Source organism: Bacillus sp. 1780r2a1 (assembly GCA_024134725.1).
Taxonomy (GTDB): domain Bacteria; phylum Bacillota; class Bacilli; order Bacillales; family Bacillaceae_H; genus Priestia; species Priestia aryabhattai_A.
The window spans coordinates 399,810-415,833 of the sequence record CP099863.1; the positions used below are offsets into that span (position 1 = coordinate 399,810).

General features: G+C 40.4%; 15 protein-coding genes. 11 read left to right on the plus strand and 4 right to left on the minus strand.

Going from position 1 to position 16,024, the window contains the following annotated elements; translation table 11 throughout:
* Positions 1–30 precede the first annotated feature (30 nt).
* Positions 31–1,083, plus strand: coding sequence for a galactose mutarotase (locus NIZ91_02105; protein ID USY55499.1), 1,053 nt, complete (start codon positions 31–33; stop codon positions 1,081–1,083).
* A gap of 46 nt (positions 1,084–1,129) precedes the next feature.
* Here NIZ91_02105 and amyS read toward each other — a convergent pair whose 3' ends face one another.
* Both amyS and NIZ91_02115 read right to left on the minus strand, forming a co-directional pair.
* On the minus strand, positions 1,130–2,632 hold the full coding sequence (gene amyS, locus NIZ91_02110; protein USY57070.1) for an alpha-amylase: 1,503 nt from the start codon (positions 2,630–2,632) through the stop codon (positions 1,130–1,132).
* A 258-nt stretch (positions 2,633–2,890) separates the two neighbouring features.
* Complete coding sequence (locus NIZ91_02115; GenBank protein USY55500.1) at positions 2,891–3,301, minus strand: pyridoxamine 5'-phosphate oxidase family protein; 411 nt, start codon at positions 3,299–3,301, stop codon at positions 2,891–2,893.
* Between the two features lie 202 nt (positions 3,302–3,503).
* Here NIZ91_02115 and cax point away from each other — a divergent pair, with 202 nt between their 5' ends.
* Positions 3,504–4,556 (plus strand): calcium/proton exchanger, encoded by a 1,053-nt coding sequence (gene cax, locus NIZ91_02120; GenBank protein ID USY55501.1) that lies wholly within the window; start codon positions 3,504–3,506, stop codon positions 4,554–4,556.
* 129 nt (positions 4,557–4,685) lie between these two features.
* On the plus strand, positions 4,686–5,498 hold the full coding sequence (locus NIZ91_02125; GenBank protein USY55502.1) for a YfkD family protein: 813 nt from the start codon (positions 4,686–4,688) through the stop codon (positions 5,496–5,498).
* A gap of 40 nt (positions 5,499–5,538) precedes the next feature.
* On the opposite strand, the gene yfkAB is transcribed toward NIZ91_02125, so the two are convergent.
* The gene (gene yfkAB, locus NIZ91_02130) at positions 5,539–6,657 is read right to left on the minus strand and encodes a radical SAM/CxCxxxxC motif protein YfkAB (GenBank protein ID USY55503.1); all 1,119 of its coding nucleotides are present in this window, start codon (positions 6,655–6,657) and stop codon (positions 5,539–5,541) included.
* Between the two features lie 181 nt (positions 6,658–6,838).
* Between yfkAB and NIZ91_02135 the strand changes: the two genes are divergently transcribed.
* The 5 genes from NIZ91_02135 to rlmD all read left to right on the plus strand — a co-directional run bounded on the left by NIZ91_02135 (position 6,839) and on the right by rlmD (position 11,926).
* Complete coding sequence (locus tag NIZ91_02135; protein USY55504.1) at positions 6,839–7,030, plus strand: SE1561 family protein; 192 nt, start codon at positions 6,839–6,841, stop codon at positions 7,028–7,030.
* A gap of 250 nt (positions 7,031–7,280) precedes the next feature.
* Positions 7,281–7,799, plus strand: coding sequence for a bacillithiol transferase BstA (gene bstA / locus NIZ91_02140; protein USY55505.1), 519 nt, complete (start codon positions 7,281–7,283; stop codon positions 7,797–7,799).
* 143 nt (positions 7,800–7,942) lie between these two features.
* A complete protein-coding gene (locus NIZ91_02145; protein ID USY57071.1) occupies positions 7,943–9,481 on the plus strand; it encodes a fumarate hydratase in 1,539 nt (512 codons plus the stop codon).
* Between the two features lie 78 nt (positions 9,482–9,559).
* Positions 9,560–10,387 carry a delta-lactam-biosynthetic de-N-acetylase gene (pdaA, locus tag NIZ91_02150; protein USY55506.1) on the plus strand — a complete coding sequence of 276 codons (828 nt, stop codon included), beginning with the start codon at positions 9,560–9,562 and terminating at the stop codon, positions 10,385–10,387.
* A gap of 144 nt (positions 10,388–10,531) precedes the next feature.
* A complete protein-coding gene (rlmD, locus tag NIZ91_02155; GenBank protein ID USY55507.1) occupies positions 10,532–11,926 on the plus strand; it encodes a 23S rRNA (uracil(1939)-C(5))-methyltransferase RlmD in 1,395 nt (464 codons plus the stop codon).
* A 61-nt stretch (positions 11,927–11,987) separates the two neighbouring features.
* On the opposite strand, the gene NIZ91_02160 is transcribed toward rlmD, so the two are convergent.
* On the minus strand, positions 11,988–12,200 hold the full coding sequence (locus tag NIZ91_02160) for a hypothetical protein (protein USY55508.1): 213 nt from the start codon (positions 12,198–12,200) through the stop codon (positions 11,988–11,990).
* 135 nt (positions 12,201–12,335) lie between these two features.
* Here NIZ91_02160 and NIZ91_02165 point away from each other — a divergent pair, with 135 nt between their 5' ends.
* The 3 genes from NIZ91_02165 to NIZ91_02175 all read left to right on the plus strand — a co-directional run bounded on the left by NIZ91_02165 (position 12,336) and on the right by NIZ91_02175 (position 16,018).
* On the plus strand, positions 12,336–13,607 hold the full coding sequence (locus NIZ91_02165) for an MFS transporter (GenBank protein USY55509.1): 1,272 nt from the start codon (positions 12,336–12,338) through the stop codon (positions 13,605–13,607).
* Between the two features lie 136 nt (positions 13,608–13,743).
* Entirely contained in the window at positions 13,744–14,310 is a 567-nt protein-coding gene (locus NIZ91_02170; protein USY55510.1) for a DUF4256 domain-containing protein, read from the plus strand.
* A gap of 445 nt (positions 14,311–14,755) precedes the next feature.
* Positions 14,756–16,018: a Y-family DNA polymerase gene (locus NIZ91_02175; GenBank protein USY55511.1), complete on the plus strand. Its 1,263-nt coding sequence runs from the start codon at positions 14,756–14,758 to the stop codon at positions 16,016–16,018.
* Positions 16,019–16,024: the final 6 nt, after the last annotated feature.

Genomic DNA, 16,024 nt, shown 5'->3' on the forward strand with positions numbered 1-16,024 from the left:
ACATATACTAACGAAACAGAGGGGAAGCAGATGAACATTACACAACGCTTGTTTGGAGAACTACACGGTCAAGAAGTGATGGCATACACGATGACCAATGATAACAATATGTCCGTAACGTGTATTAGCTTAGGAGGCATCATTACTAAAATTCAGGTGCCAGATCAAGCTGGAAAGGTTGAAAACGTGGTACTAGGTTATGATTCGGTAGAAGACTATCTTCATAACACGGCTTACTTCGGGGCAATTGTCGGACGGGTAGCAGGAAGAATTCATCCAGCTAAAGTTGAAATTGATAATAAAACATATGAGCTTTCAAAAAATGAAGGGGAGAAGCATCTTCATGGTGGAGACAAAGCGTTTAGCCACGTCATTTGGAATGCTGAAGTGAAAGAAAATCAGGATGAGGTAAGCGTTACGTTTACATATAACAGCCCAGACGGTGAAAATGGCTATCCGGGTAATTTAAAAGTCAGCGTAATGTATACGCTTACGAATGAAAACAAGCTTAAAGTGTCATATCATGGAATTTCAGACCAAGATACGCTACTGAATATGACGAACCATACGTACTTTAACTTAAGTGGGAACGTCAAAAGAGACGTTTTAGAACATGAATTAATAATGAAGAGTGATGCTTTTTTAGAACTTAACGATTTTATGCTTCCTACAGGTGAAAAAATAAACGTAACGGACACTGCGTTTGATCTTAGAAAAGGGAAGAAGGTTCGAGCCGGTGTAGAATCTCAGCATCCTCAAAATGTGAAGGTTGGCAATGGTTACGATCACCCGTTTTTACTGAACGAGAATCAAAATGAAGAAATAACGGTGGTTGATCATGATAGTGGGCGTAAGCTTATTGTAGAAACAGACCAGCCATGCGTCGTGTTATATACGGCGAATATGCTTGAAAATACAGGAATGATTCGCGATGTGAGAAGTCGTGAGTACCTTGGCTTGTGTCTAGAGACGCAGAATTTACCAAACGCTATTCACCATCCAGAATTTCCATCCATTGTATTAGAAAAAAACAAAGTGTACTCTGCAAATACGACATATCAATTCGGAACAGTTGAGAGTTAACTAGTAAAAAGCTCTGCGGGATAATCGTTCACCGCAGAGCTTCTTTTTATTGCTGAACGTAAACAGATACAGATCCACCGTTTACTTGGAAATTCCCCCATCCATCTGCATTAATCGTAATCTTATCTGTGCGATTACCTGTGATATCGTACCAAACCTCACCGGCATTTTGCTTTCCAACATACATCCATTTAGACCCGCCAGGTCCATCTGTGACAAGAGTTGCGAGACCAGATTTTGCTTTTGTGCTGTCTCCTTCTCGCGTCCATCCAATTACGTCCCAATGGTCCATGTAGTTGTGCTGTGTACCGTAAGCGTAATCTTTACGAGCTTTTAATAGAGGCTCTATCTTTGTTTTTAAAGCTGGGATCTCATATGAACTGTTTCCTTTCGTGCCGTACATATCACCGTAAAATACGCTTGGATAACCTTCTGCTCTTGTTAAGATAAATGCGTAAGCTAGCGGTTTAAACCAAGGTTGTACAACAGATTCTAGGGATTGACCTGGTTGTGAATCATGATTTTCAACTAACGTTACGGCCTTTGTTGGGTGCGCAGCCACAACCGTTCCGTTTAATAAGTTTCTCATATCATAATTCCCGCCAGACTGAGACGCATAGTGGAAATTATAGTGAAGAGGTGCGTCAAAGACAGAATGGTTATAGTTTACCTTTGCTAGATAGTTGTTAATGGCATTCACATCGTTTTGCCAGTATTCCGCCACTGTAAACATTTCTTTTCCGGTTTTCGTACGAACATGATTGACCCAATCGCCTAGGTAAGAATGCTTAATATGTTTTACTGCGTCTAAGCGAAAGCCGTCTAAGCCAACTTCGTTTGCATACCATACGCCCCAATTCTTCATTTCGTTCGCAACATCTGGATGATCAAAATCAAGGTCAGCATACATTAAATAATCATAGTTGCCGTTTTCACTCGATACTTCCCAGTCCCATGCTTTTCCTGTTCCACGGAATTTAAAAATGCGGCTGGCATTTCGTGATTGATCCCAGTCCGTTCCGTCAAAATGATACCACTGCCATTTAAAGGGACTGTGTGTAGTCCCGCGACCTGGAAAGTTAAAGCCAGTCCATGCTTGGATGGTATATTCACCTGAAGTTTCCTGATTTCGGTTAGAAGGGTTTACTTCAACCGCTGTCACGTTTTCGGTATAGTCAGCGCCACCTTTATGATTCATAACGACATCTCCATACACTTGAATGCCGTTTGTTTTGAGAGTACTAACCGCTGATTTTAATTCTGCTTTTGTTCCATACTTTGTTCGAACCGTTCCTTTTTGATTGAATTCCCCTAAATCATAGAGATCATAAGCCCCGTATCCAACATCATTTTGGCTTGTACCTTTATAAGCAGGAGGTGTCCACACAGCCGAAACACCTACGCTTTTTAAGTATGCTGCATCGTTGCGCAATCGGTTCCAGTGTTGGCCATCATTAGGCACGTACCATTCAAAGTATTGCATCATCGTTCCGTTTTGAGCTGCTGCTTCCGCTTTATGATTCGGTGCAACCGTTGGCACAAAAATCAATAAAGCGAGAAGTAAACTAAACCATCTTCTTGACCATTTTGTTCTCACATTTCCATCCCCTTCACTTTTATGTAAGCGTTACCAAAAGAGAAATTAGAGATGAACAATAAAAAATCCTTCTTTTTTTTCAAAAAAAAAAGAAAGAAGGTTATCTAATTTTAAAAAAAAGAAAAATTCATCAGCTTTATCGACTATATATAAAGCTACAAGCATAAAAAAGCTCAAACAAGAAATTTCTTGTTTGAGCTTCTTAAAGGATTACAACTCTTCTGGTTCACTACCTGCTTTTTCAAAATAGCGAATGTTTTCAGGTGTTAGCTGAAGAAGTACGTAGTTTGGATCGTCTGGGCTGTTAATCCATTCTTTTAAATGATCGTTCCAAAATCTTTCTTTTAACTCTTTGTTGTCTTCAATTAGAGCTTTGGCTTCAATTTCAACATACGGATCATTCCAGCCTTGGCCGTCGTAGCCGAGGAGAATATGAACGTATGGATTAGATTGAATGTCATCAACCTTATGTGCGTTTTTGTTTGTTGCTGTGTAAAGTACAAGGTCATCGTGAGAAAACATCATAAAGCGAGAATAGGGTTTGTTATTTTGGATTGTAGCAAGCGTACCAATCTTATAGTTATCTAAAATGGACAGTACTTTTTGTTTTACATCTGACATATGCTCAACTCCTTTTTTCATCTTTCTTACTTTTGCTAGTTTGGGCTTTTTTTAAACATTTTCTTAAAGAAGAATTTATTTTGTTCATAAAAAGTTTATTTTTTTAAAATAAAAGGGTAACAAGGGTAATGAATAAACAGGCGTTAGAAAGACGAAGCTTGTAGAGTGAATGGATTTAACTTAGAGAAGTAGGTGCATATGAATGAATCGAGTGTTTTTTATAATGGTACTCATTGGTGTTCCGCTATCGGTGATTGGGAATCTTCTGCACTGGTCGCAGGTTCTCATGTTTGCAGTGTTTTGCTTAACCATTATAGCTTTAGCGGCTTATATGGGTCGCGCCACAGAAAGTCTCGCTGTTGTCGCAGGACCGCGAATTGGAGGTTTATTAAACGCAACGTTTGGTAATGCCGTTGAACTTATCATTTCTATTTTCGCATTAAAAGCTGGATTGATAGGCGTTGTGTTGGCTTCATTAACAGGTTCTGTTTTAGGCAATCTGCTTCTTGTTGGCGGCTTATCTTTCTTTATTGGCGGATTGAAATTTAAGCGTCAGGAGTTCAACGTATACGATGCGCGTCATAACTCTGGTCTATTGATTTTCGCTGTAATCGTAGCATTTGTTATTCCAGAAGTATTTTCTCAAGGAATGAATGATCAAAAAACGATAGTCCTAAGCGTTGGTGTATCCATTACGTTAATCCTTCTATACTTAGCGGCATTACTCTTTAAGTTGGTGACTCATCGCGGGGTGTATCAGCATAAGAGCGAACAGGTGGAAGAACATGAAGAGCCAGAATGGTCAAAAGGCAGAGCAATTCTTGTTCTACTGCTTGCGACCGTCGCTGTTGCTTATGTGGCAGAAAGTTTAGTACATACAATTGAAACCGTTGCGCTTCGGTTTGGCTGGAGTGAGCTGTTCATCGGGGTTATTATCGTGGCCATTGTCGGAAACGCAGCGGAGCACGCATCTGCCATCATTATGGCTGTGAAAAATAAAATGGGTGTAGCCGTTGAGATTGCGATTGGCTCTACCCTTCAGGTAGCTATGTTTGTGGCCCCTGTATTGGTGTTAATCTCTTTACTGTTTGAGGAGCAAATGCCGCTGGTCTTTACGTGGCCAGAGCTTATTGCTATGGTAACAGCAGTCTTTGTTACTGTGGCCATCTCAAATGACGGAGATACGAACTGGTTTGAAGGTGCAATTTTATTAGGGGCATACATCATTATGGGAATTGGATTTTATTTAATTTAAGGAAAAGCCGAGCAGAAGAAGCGCTCGGCTTTTTTGGTTATAATTTCCTTTGGTTAAAACAGGATAAAGAGCTATTCCTTTGAAAAAACTATGCGTACATCTATTTATGAGGTTGAAAGGAGCTCTTATATGCTACGTCAATTATCTATCGTAACGTTCGCTATTTTCTTGTCATTTTCAGGTTTGCATACAACAGAAGCGAAAAACAAGGAGACAAAAACACCAAGTACGGCTGTTCAAATTCCTAGCTCTACGCTTCATATTGCAAAGGAAAATACAAATCCAAATACGAGTCAAGATACGCCTTATCTACAGCCAAGTGAACTGTCTCAAGAATTACTTGAAACGTCCAATGTGCCAATTCAAAATCCAGATTTAATTCGTATCTTAAATGAAACATCCATTTCAAAGACACCGTGGGCAATTGGTTTTCGAGCAACAATTTATCTTGGCCAATGGCCGCTTAACTATGAATCTGAAGCAACAAGTGTGAATTGGCAGTATCAAAAAGTGAACACAAATCATTATGATAATCGTTCAGGGAAGTCTCAGCAGCAAATGCACTATAATCAAGAATCACAAAGCATTGTAAAAGGCGGTTTAACGTCTCGTATTAACGAAGCGGACCACGTGAAGCAAATGATGCTTTTAACCGCTTCAAAGAAAACAAACCTAACGTTATCATTCCAAACGATTATCGGTGCCGGTACCAAGAAAGATCAGGTATACAATATTGCACCTAAAAAGGTTGGGTATCTATACGCATATACACCGGCCGTTCATGAAAAAGGAAAAGTAACGTATGGTGAAGTGTATTTAACCATGAAAGGCAGCAAGCGCATGATTGTCGTTAAAAACGTAACGTCACAAGGAATTGGTGCTTGGATTCCGGTACAGGATTACGTGTCATTAAGCTTTGGTGCTTACGATCAGCCTCGTTAATCAAAAAGAAAACCTCTCCAGCCTACTGGAGAGGTTTTACTTATTTCGTAATCAATGCTTTGCGCGTTGAAAAATCCGTACCTTGATAGTAGCTGTTTTTTACCAAAATGTTTGGTCCAAGACAGGAAACGGCTGAGCAGTGACAGCTAAGTTCTTTTGAAATTGATGATTGCTGCCATGTGTCAAAAGCACTCTGTAGCTTTGTATCTTGAATGTTACCAAGCGGAGGCGTATCGCCAAAGTCGGTCACGATAATATCGCCATCAAAAATGTTCACGTTTAAGCGAGAACGGCCGTCTGGATCGTTCCGAACCGTTACGTTTTTGCTGCTGTATAAACGCTTTAACAACGCTTGGTCTTCTTCGTTATCATTACACGCATAGAACGGCAGCGTACCAAAAAGCATCCACACGTTTTCATCACGGATATCGAGCAAGTGGTGAATGGCGCTGCGCATGTCTTGTAATGACAATGTTTCAAGTGCGCTTGCAAAGTCACTTGGGTACATAGGGTGCACCTCATGTCTCTGACAAAGCATTTCATCAACGATTTGACGATGAATTTTTTCCATATGAGGAAGCGTACGTTTGTTGAGCATTGTTTCAGCTGATACCGTTACGCCAGCTTTTACGAGCGCACGGCTATTTTCAATCATGCGATCAAAATATTTAGCGCGCTGCTCGTATGTTGGTTTTCGGTCCATCATCGCAAAGCCAGCTTCAACAAAATCATCCATCGTTCCCCAGTTGTGTGAAATATGTAAAACATCAAGGTATGGAATAATAAGTTCATAACGTGCTAAATCAAGCGTTAAATTTGAATTAATCTGTGTACGAATGCCACGTTCATGCGCATACTTTAAAAGAGGCACTACGTAATTTTTGACAGATTTTAAAGACATCATCGGCTCGCCCCCTGTAATGCTTAGAGCGCGAAGAGTCGGTACTTCATCCAAACGCTTTAAAATCAAATCAAGAGGTAAAGCATTCGGATCTTTTGGCTGAAGTGTGTAGCCAACCGCACAGTGTTCACAGCGCATGTTACACAACGTTGTTGTTGTGAACTCGACGTTTGTTAAAGTTGGCTTTCCGTAATCTTTTATATCTAAATAAGCTTCCCACGGGTCATAAGACGGCGTGATCTTTTGTAAAGTGGTCATCACAAAAACTCCTTTTTTTCATTCAACGTGTTACCTAGCTTAAAAAGGACACTAGTGACTATTATGAAATCCAATGCTTTTAGTTGTCAAATGCAAAATCATTCGTTACGATAAAAGAAATTAGTTCTTTTACCAAGTAGAAAAGCGCATTTAAATTTATCATGAGAAGGTGTAGACAAGTATGGGAAATGCAGTACATGATTCAGAATCACAAGTTCGCTATCTAAAAGAACGTTTAAATATGTTTATGCAGGTGCTTGACTCAATTGAACCTGAAACAACAGAGCTTGAAGATATTGACCGTTTAATCACAATGATTGATGACCTTGAATTAAAGTGTGAGCAATTTAAAAAGAGCGACGATAATAAGTAAGAGAAAGCGAAAAGGCCAAAGAGTCTTTTCGCTTTCTTTATGGAGCTAAAATCTTTATATTTCATTATTAATTCGCTATGCTAAAAAGTGGAAGATATGAGTAGAAGATAAAAATGATTGAGAGTATGTGAACATGAACTTCGAGCACTATCTCTAGAGCGTATACAGAATTGGAATGAACGAGATATTTGACGATGTTAAAGAATGAGTATACTTACATAGTTTGATTAATGGTCAGGGGGAGAAACTTATGTTTAACCAATATCCAATTGGAGTATTAACAATTCAGCAGCCTATAACAAATGAACAAATTAAGAACTGGATTGTAGAAATTGATGAAGCACCTACTCAATTGAAAAGAGCGGTAGAAGGGCTTACAAAAGCCCAGTTAGCTACACCTTATCGAGAAGGCGGTTGGACGTTGCAACAAGTGGTACATCACATGGCTGATTCTCATTTAAATGCTTATATGCGCATAAAGCTTGGTTTGACAGAGAATAACCCTACAATACGTCCATACGACGAAAAAGCGTGGGCACTCTTATCAGATAGTGGTCTATCAATTGAGGTATCCATTGGACTCTTATCGTCTTTACATAAACGTTTAGTCACGCTGCTTCAATCTTTGACAGAAGGTGAATTAAAAAGAACCATTCGACATCCTGATAACGGCACAATGACCATTGCAGAAGTAATTGGAACCTATGCGTGGCATGGAAAACATCATATTGCACACATTACAACGCTGAGAAAACATAAGAACTGGTAGTCAGCTAATTCCAAGGAAAACCTTTCAGATTATAAGACAAGAGAGTATAATAAAAGTGAAATGAAGAACGGAAACGGCCGGCTCTTCTACAAATAAAAAAACGCTTACATTTATTTAGGGGACACGGGAGGAGATCTACAATGATTGAAGCTTTAAAAAAGAGTATGTACGATCTAATTGTTGAAACATCCACGAAGCTACCAAAGGATGTGCGACGTGCTATTGCAGCGGCAAAAGCAAAAGAAAATGCGGGTACGCGTGCAGCGATGTCACTTGCAACAATCACAAACAATATTAAAATGGCGGATGAAAACATCTCACCAATCTGTCAGGATACGGGGATGCCGACATTTAAAATTAAAACTCCAGTTGGCGTGAACCAAATTGAAATTAAAAAAGCGATCTATTGGGCAATTGAAGAGGCAACAAAAGACGGAAAGCTGCGCCCAAACTCCGTTGACTCGTTAACAGGAGCAAACAGCGGTGATAACTTAGGTGCAGGAACTCCGGTTATTAAGTTTGAACAGTGGGAAAATGATTATATTGACGCGCGCCTCATTTTAAAAGGCGGCGGCTGTGAAAACAAAAATATTCAGTACAGCTTGCCATGTGAGCTTGAAGGTCTAGGCCGTGCTGGTCGTGACTTAGACGGTATTCGAAAGTGCGTAATGCACTCTGTATACCAAGCCCAAGGCCAAGGCTGTAGCGCCGGCGTCATCGGCGTAGGCATCGGTGGCGACCGTACAACAGGCTATGAGCTAGCAAAGGAACAGCTTTTCAGAAGCTTAGATGATGAAAATCCAAATGAGCAGCTAAAAGAACTTGAGGAGTACGTGATGGAAAATGCTAATAAGCTTGGCATTGGTACAATGGGCTTTGGTGGCGAAACAACGCTTCTTGGGTGTAAAGTTGGCGTTATTAATCGTATTCCAGCAAGTTTCTTCGTATCGGTAGCTTATAACTGTTGGGCATACCGTCGCCTTGGCATTAAAATTGATGCAGCGACAGGTGACGTAACAGAATGGTTATACCAAGAAGGCGAAGAAATTGACTTCTCTGAACAAGCGGAGAAAGAAGAAGATAAAGTAGCGAATAAAACACGAGAAGTTGTTCTGCAAGCACCAATCACAGAAGAGCAAATTCGCGAATTAAAAGTAGGTGACGTGGTAACGATTAACGGCATGATGTATACAGGCCGTGACGCAATCCACAAACACTTAACAACGAATGACGCTCCGGTTGACTTAAACGGCCAAATTATTTATCACTGTGGTCCAGTTATGTTAAAAGATGATGCGGGCAACTGGAAAGTAGCTGCAGCAGGACCAACCACAAGTATTCGTGAAGAGCCTTACCAAGGTGATATTATGAAGAAGTTTGGTATTCGTGCTGTTATCGGTAAAGGCGGAATGGGGCCAAAAACCCTAGCAGCTCTACAAGAACACGGAGGCGTCTATCTAAACGCAATTGGCGGCGCAGCGCAGTACTACGCAGATTGCATTAAGAGCGTTGAAGGTGTTGATTTAATGCAGTTCGGTATTCCTGAAGCAATGTGGCATTTAAAAGTTGAAGGGTTCACAGCAGTTGTAACGATGGACTCTCATGGGAATAGCTTACATGCCGACGTTGATAAATCATCGCTTGAAAAGCTGGAGCAATTTAAAGAGCCTGTGTTTAAGTAATTGGTAAAAAGTAGCGAGCATACGTAAACGAAAAGGATGAATACTAAGCATAAACTGACCTTTGGAAAGGAGCACGTTATGCGTAGATTCATCCTTTTCCTCGTTGTTTTAGTAGGCGTAACGATTCCAGTTTCAGCACAAACCTATTCAAATAAACCAATTAGCTGGGGGTTTCAAAAAAGTAAAAATCACAAGCCGGCTGATGCAGGAGCTTCTCATGAAAAGCTATTAAAGAAATACGAAGCTTTTTACCTTGGTGATACAACCAAAAAAGAAATTTATCTTACGTTTGACAACGGCTATGAAAATGGCTACACAGCAGACGTTCTTGACGTGTTGAAAAAGCGTAAAGTACCGGCAACGTTCTTTGTGACAGGGCATTATCTAAAAGACCAGCCAAAGCTGATTAAACGAATGGTACGAGAAGGCCATATTGTTGGAAATCACTCTTGGCACCATCCGGACTTAACGCAAGTAAACGATAAGCGTTTTAAAGAAGAGCTGCAAAAAGTAGAAGATAAATACAAAGACATTACCGGACGAGACGATATGCAATATATTCGCTCACCCCGTGGCGTCTTTAGTGAACGTACGCTAGCTTTATCACAAGAGGAAGGCTATATTAACGTTTTTTGGTCACTGGCATTTGTGGATTGGATGACAAATGCACAAAAAGGCTGGCGCTATTCTTATGACAACATTATGGCTCAAATCCACCCGGGTGCTATCTTACTTCTTCATACCGTTTCAAAGGATAATGCAGAGGCGCTTGATAAAGCAATTCACGATCTTCAAGAAGAAGGATATACGTTCAAAAGCATTGATGATCTTGTGTTTGAGCGTGAAAAAGTAGCTCCAATTGAGAAAAAAGAACCTACCGATATGACAGAGCAAAAAACTCCTTAAAATCGACAAGAATCCTTGTCGGTTTTTTTGTCGTGAAAGTGTTATAATATGCCTTGGTTCTTTTTTAAGAAAAACATCATCGGTTTTATGAAAAGGTAAAACCGTGCATAAATAGAAACAGAAACTATAATCGGAGTTGTTAGAATGAATAAACCTAAACAAGAAATGAAGGTTCAAAAAGGACAAACCTTTCCGCTTACTATTAAGCGTCTTGGTATTAACGGTGAAGGAGTTGGATACTTCAAACGCCAAGTTGTCTTTGTTCCTGGTGCGTTGCCAGATGAAGAAGTAGTTGTTGAAGCAACGAACGTACAGCGTAACTTTGCGGAAGGTCGTATTAAGCGTATTCGCAAAAAATCACCACAGCGCGTTAACCCTCCCTGTCCCATCTATGAGCAGTGTGGAGGCTGCCAGCTTCAGCACTTGTCGTATGAAGGCCAGCTTGATTCAAAGCGTGACATTGTCTCACAAGCCTTTGAACGTCATAGCTCATTGAAAAACGTTGAGTCAAAAATCAAATCAACAATTGGTATGGAAGATCCGTGGCGTTATCGAAACAAGTCACAGTTTCAGGTTGGAATGGACAAGCAAAAAGTCATTGCCGGCCTATATGGAATCAATTCACACCGCTTAATTGACATTGAAAACTGTCCGATTCAACATCGCGCGACAAATCATGTGACAAAAGAAATGAAGCGTATTTTACAAGATTTAAAAATTCCTGTGTACGACGAGAAAAAGCGCGGTGGGGTTGTTCGTACACTTGTGACGCGCGTTGGATTTGAAACAGGTGAAGTGCAGCTTGTTTTAATTACGGCACAAAAAGATATTCCGCGTAAAGACTTACTATTAGAGGAAATCAAACGTTGTCTACCGGAAGTGAAATCTGTTGTTCAAAACGTAAACGGTCAAAAAACGTCGCTAATCTTTGGTGATGAAACGTTTACGCTAGCAGGCAAGCCAGTCATTCAAGAAACGTTAGGAGATATCTCATTTGAACTATCAGCTCGCGCTTTCTTCCAATTAAATCCTCAGCAAACCGTTAAGCTTTATGACGAAGTGAAAAAAGCAGCGGCGCTAACAGGAGAAGAAAAAATCGTTGATGCTTACTGTGGTGTTGGAACGATTGGTTTATGGTTAGCGGATGACGCCAAAGAAATCCGCGGAATGGATACCATTGAAGAATCAATTGTGGATGCGCGTAAAAATGCGAAAGATCACGGCTTTGAAAATGCCACATATGTAACAGGGCCAGCCGAGCAGTGGTTACCAAAATGGGTAAGTGAAGGCTGGAAGCCGGACGTTATCGTCGTGGATCCACCGCGTACGGGCTGTGATGAAAAGCTTTTAAAAGCAATTTTACAAGTGAAGCCGAAGAAAGTTGTTTACGTATCTTGTAACCCATCGACTCTTGCAAAAGACGTCCAAATTCTTTCAAAGTACTACAAAGTAAAAAACGTACAGCCAGTCGATATGTTCCCTCATACGGCTCACGTTGAGTCTGTGACGACATTGAAGTTGAAAAGTATGCATAAATAAGAATGTACTAAAGACCCAAACCTCGCGTGGTTATGTGCGATTTTTGGGTTTTTTTGTCTCTTTAACTTTCCTCATCAAGTTCCATTAGTTCTCTTTCAATAAGGAATACAGAAATTTCAAATGCATCTATACGTCGCCTAGCTAAAGTGATTTGCGATTTGTACCTACTGGGAATTTCTTTTGCTTCTAGCGTTTTGACGGTTTCTCTGAGCTTATGTAAAGTTGAATCAATTTGACGTTTTGCTTCAACTAATTCAGGTTTTGAGAATTCCACTGTAATACCTCCGTTGATTATTTTTTAGTAGTAAATGAGCTGCTTTTATTTTGTAAAGATATAGTATCATAGAAAGAGTAATTATTTGGTTTTTAATTATGTAAGGGACCATATTCTTGGAGAGGCGGTTCGGTGATGACAAACACAAGTACTGCAAAAGAAATACATAGCTACGTGCTTTCGGAAGAAAAGCAACAAGCGCTCTATAAACGTATTTTATTCATTGTTAGTATCTCACAAATACTTGGTGGTGCAGGGCTCGCTGCAGGAGTGACGGTTGGTGCACTTATTGCCCAGCAGATGCTCGGAACAGAAGCTTATGCAGGAGTTCCTTCTGCGCTGTTAACTTTTGGATCGGCTGGAGCTGCGCTGCTAGTGGGCAGACTTTCACAACGATATGGACGGCGTATTGGGCTATCAACTGGTTTTTTCTTTGGTGGTATCGGTGCAGTTGGGATCATATTGGCAGCTATTCTAAACAGTATTGTACTGTTATTTGCTTCGTTGCTAATATACGGAGCAGGCACAGCTACAAATCTGCAGGCTCGCTATGCGGGCACAGACTTAGCCAACAGCAAGCAGCGAGCCACAGCGATTAGTACGACAATGGTGTTTACGACATTCGGTGCCGTAGCGGGTCCTAACTTAGTAGGCGTGACGGGAGAATTTGCCCAGTCAATCGGGTTTCCATCTCTTACAGGTCCGTTCATGTTAGGAGCAGCTGCTTATCTTTTAGCTGGAATCTTCCTTTTTATCTTTCTTCGTCCAGAGCCATTAGTCATAGCAAGAGAAATAGAAATGATGAAGCAACATGATAAAAAGGAGGCTACGGCTTCAGCAGCGATGAAAGAAGATAAAAGAGGAATTGTAATTGGTGCCACAATTATGGTCATTACTCAAATCGTGATGGTTGCCATCATGACGATGACACCTGTTCATATGACTCACCACGGCCACGCCTTAGGAGCCGTTGGATTAGTAATTGGCTTTCATATTGGTGCTATGTACCTTCCGTCACTGTTTACTGGAATCCTTGTCGATAAGCTTGGACGCGTTCCGATGGCGATTGCTTCTGGAGCTACCTTGCTGTTAGCTGGATTAATCGCAGCACTAGCACCAGGAGAATCCATGTTTTTATTAGTCCTTGCCCTTGTTTTACTTGGATTAGGGTGGAATTTTGGCTTAATAAGCGGTACGGCACTAATTGTGGACTCTACGAGCATCTCTACACGAGCGAAAGTGCAGGGAACGGTTGATGTTTCCATTGCCTTATCAGGAGCTGCAGGTGGAGCTTTATCAGGAGTGATTGTAGCAGGTTCAAGCTTTCCCACGTTATCACTAGTTGGGGGGATGCTTTCGTTGTTATTGATTCCAGTTGTAGTGTGGCAGAGAAGAAGTAAACAGTAAATGCATTTGTGAAAAAATAATATTTGGGAAGGAAACCTTCTTACCGGTTAGAAAAATAAGCTAGTATAATAAATATGTTCGTCTTTACCTTTATTTTTTATGAAGCTATTTCGAGAGTTGCCAAGGAGGCTTTAATATGACAAATAACGAAAAGCAGTTGTCACCTGAACAGAGTGAAGAAATTATTACAGTATTGAGAGAACGTTTTGAAAAAAATATAAATCGTCATCCAGAGCTTGAATGGAGCAAAGTAGAAGCAAAGCTCAAAACAAATCCTGAAAAACTCTGGTCCCTTCATGAAATGGAGCGAACTGGCGGCGAGCCAGATGTAATTGATTATGATACAGAAACGGATGTATACACGTTCTATGATTGTTCAGTAGAAAGTCCAAAAGGACGTCGAAGCGTTTGTTACGATCGTGAAGCGCTGGAATCAAGAAAGAAGCACAAGCCTGAAAATACGGCTATTGATATGGCTACGGATATGGGAATTGACCTTTTAACGGAAGAACAATATCGATATCTACAGGAGTTTGGAAGCTTCGATAATAAAACATCGAGTTGGGTACAAACACCAGCCCCTATTAGAAAGCGTGGTGGAGCTATCTTTTGTGATCGTCGCTACGACACAGTCTTTGTCTACCATAACGGAGCGGATTCTTACTATTCTTCCAGGGGCTTTCGAGGCCTATTAAAGGTTTAAACAATATTTATTTAACCCTAAATTCTTTGAGTTAGAGAGAGAATTTAGGGTTTTTTATTATGTTTCTTTTTTGTTTTAAAAAACAAGCCAAAAGCAATGTTTCTGTGTCTAATAAGTATACGGAGAAAGGGTGAGTTTGGGAGCATAAAGAAATTGAACTTGCCCCAATTGGGGGGATTTAAAAGAGGGGAATGAATAGAAAATAGTAAAAAGAGCAGAGTCAATTCTGCTCTTTTTACTATATGAAAGCTAAACCTTTTCATAAACAGCTGGGGCTTGACCAGTGATTCTGCCATCCGGCTTTGTTAAGTCTGAAATCAGCTTCATTTCCGTTTGAGATAGTTCAAAATCAAAAATTTTATTAAAAATTTATTGATTAAAGAACAAATGTTCGTATATAATGAGAACGAATGTTCCTCACTTTTTCTTTTAAGGAGTTATTTTCATGGATTATGGTCAGTTACCGAACAGAGTCATTATTTGTATTGATATGAAAGCATTTTTTGCATCGGTTTCTTGCGTTATTAGGGGATTGAATCCATTGAAAGTAAAACTTGCTGTTGTGGGAGACACGAAGCGGCCTGGCTCAGTTGTTTTAGCAGCCACGCCCTTGTTAAAGAAAGAAGGAATCAAAACCGGCAGTCGGCTGTTTGACATTCCTAAAAGAAAAGACGTTTATGTGGTGAACCCATCTATGAAGCGCTATATCAAGGCTTCTAACTATATTTCAAGCTTGGTACTACAGTATGTAGCGCCTGAAGATTTTCATGCATACAGCATTGATGAATTGTTTATTGATGTGACAGCTTCTCTACATTTATTTGCCAAAACTCCTGAAGAATTAGCCCATCGAATACGTGATGAAATCTACCAAAAGACGAGGCTAACAGCCACTGCAGGAATAGGCCCCAACCTCTTATTAGCTAAAATCAGTTTGGACCATGAAGCGAAGAACAGCTCATCGGGCGTTGCTCATTGGCGCTATGAGGACGTTCCTATTAAACTATGGTCAATTCATCCATTGAAAAACTTCTGGGGGATTTCATCGGCTACGGAAAAACGATTACACCGTTTAGGCATTACGACTATAAAAGAGCTTGCGCTTTCTTCCAAAGAGATGTTGAAAAAAGAGTTTGGTGTTATGGGAGAAGAGCTTTACCAACATGCTAACGGAATTGATTTTAGCCGTATTTCTGACGTGTATGTTCCAAGCTCTCGTTCTTTTGGAAAGAGTCAAATTTTATTTCAAGACTATACGAGTCGAAAAGAAGTGGAACTTTTGCTATTGGAGCTGTTAGATGACGTCTGTTTTCGATTGCGTATGCACCAAGTGGTGGCTCAAACTGTTCATTTATCCATTGGCTACAGTAAGCAAAAAGGAGGATTTTCCAAGCAAAAGAAAATGATGCGGGCGTCAAACTTGACCCAAGATATCTTTCCATATTGTTTAACAATCTTACATACATTTGATAGTGGAATGCCTATTCGATCGATTGGTATTTCGCTATCAAAAACAAGCATTCAAAGAGAAGAGCAAATGAGCTTATTTGAAGATAGTGATCAGCGTGAAAGAGCCTATGCGCTTTCCAAAACGGTTGATGATATTCGACTACGCTACGGAAAGAACAGTATTCTACGAGCTTCAAGCCATCTCGATCACTCAACAGCTCACTATCGAAATGGCCTCATTGGGGGGCATAAAGCATGATAAGAA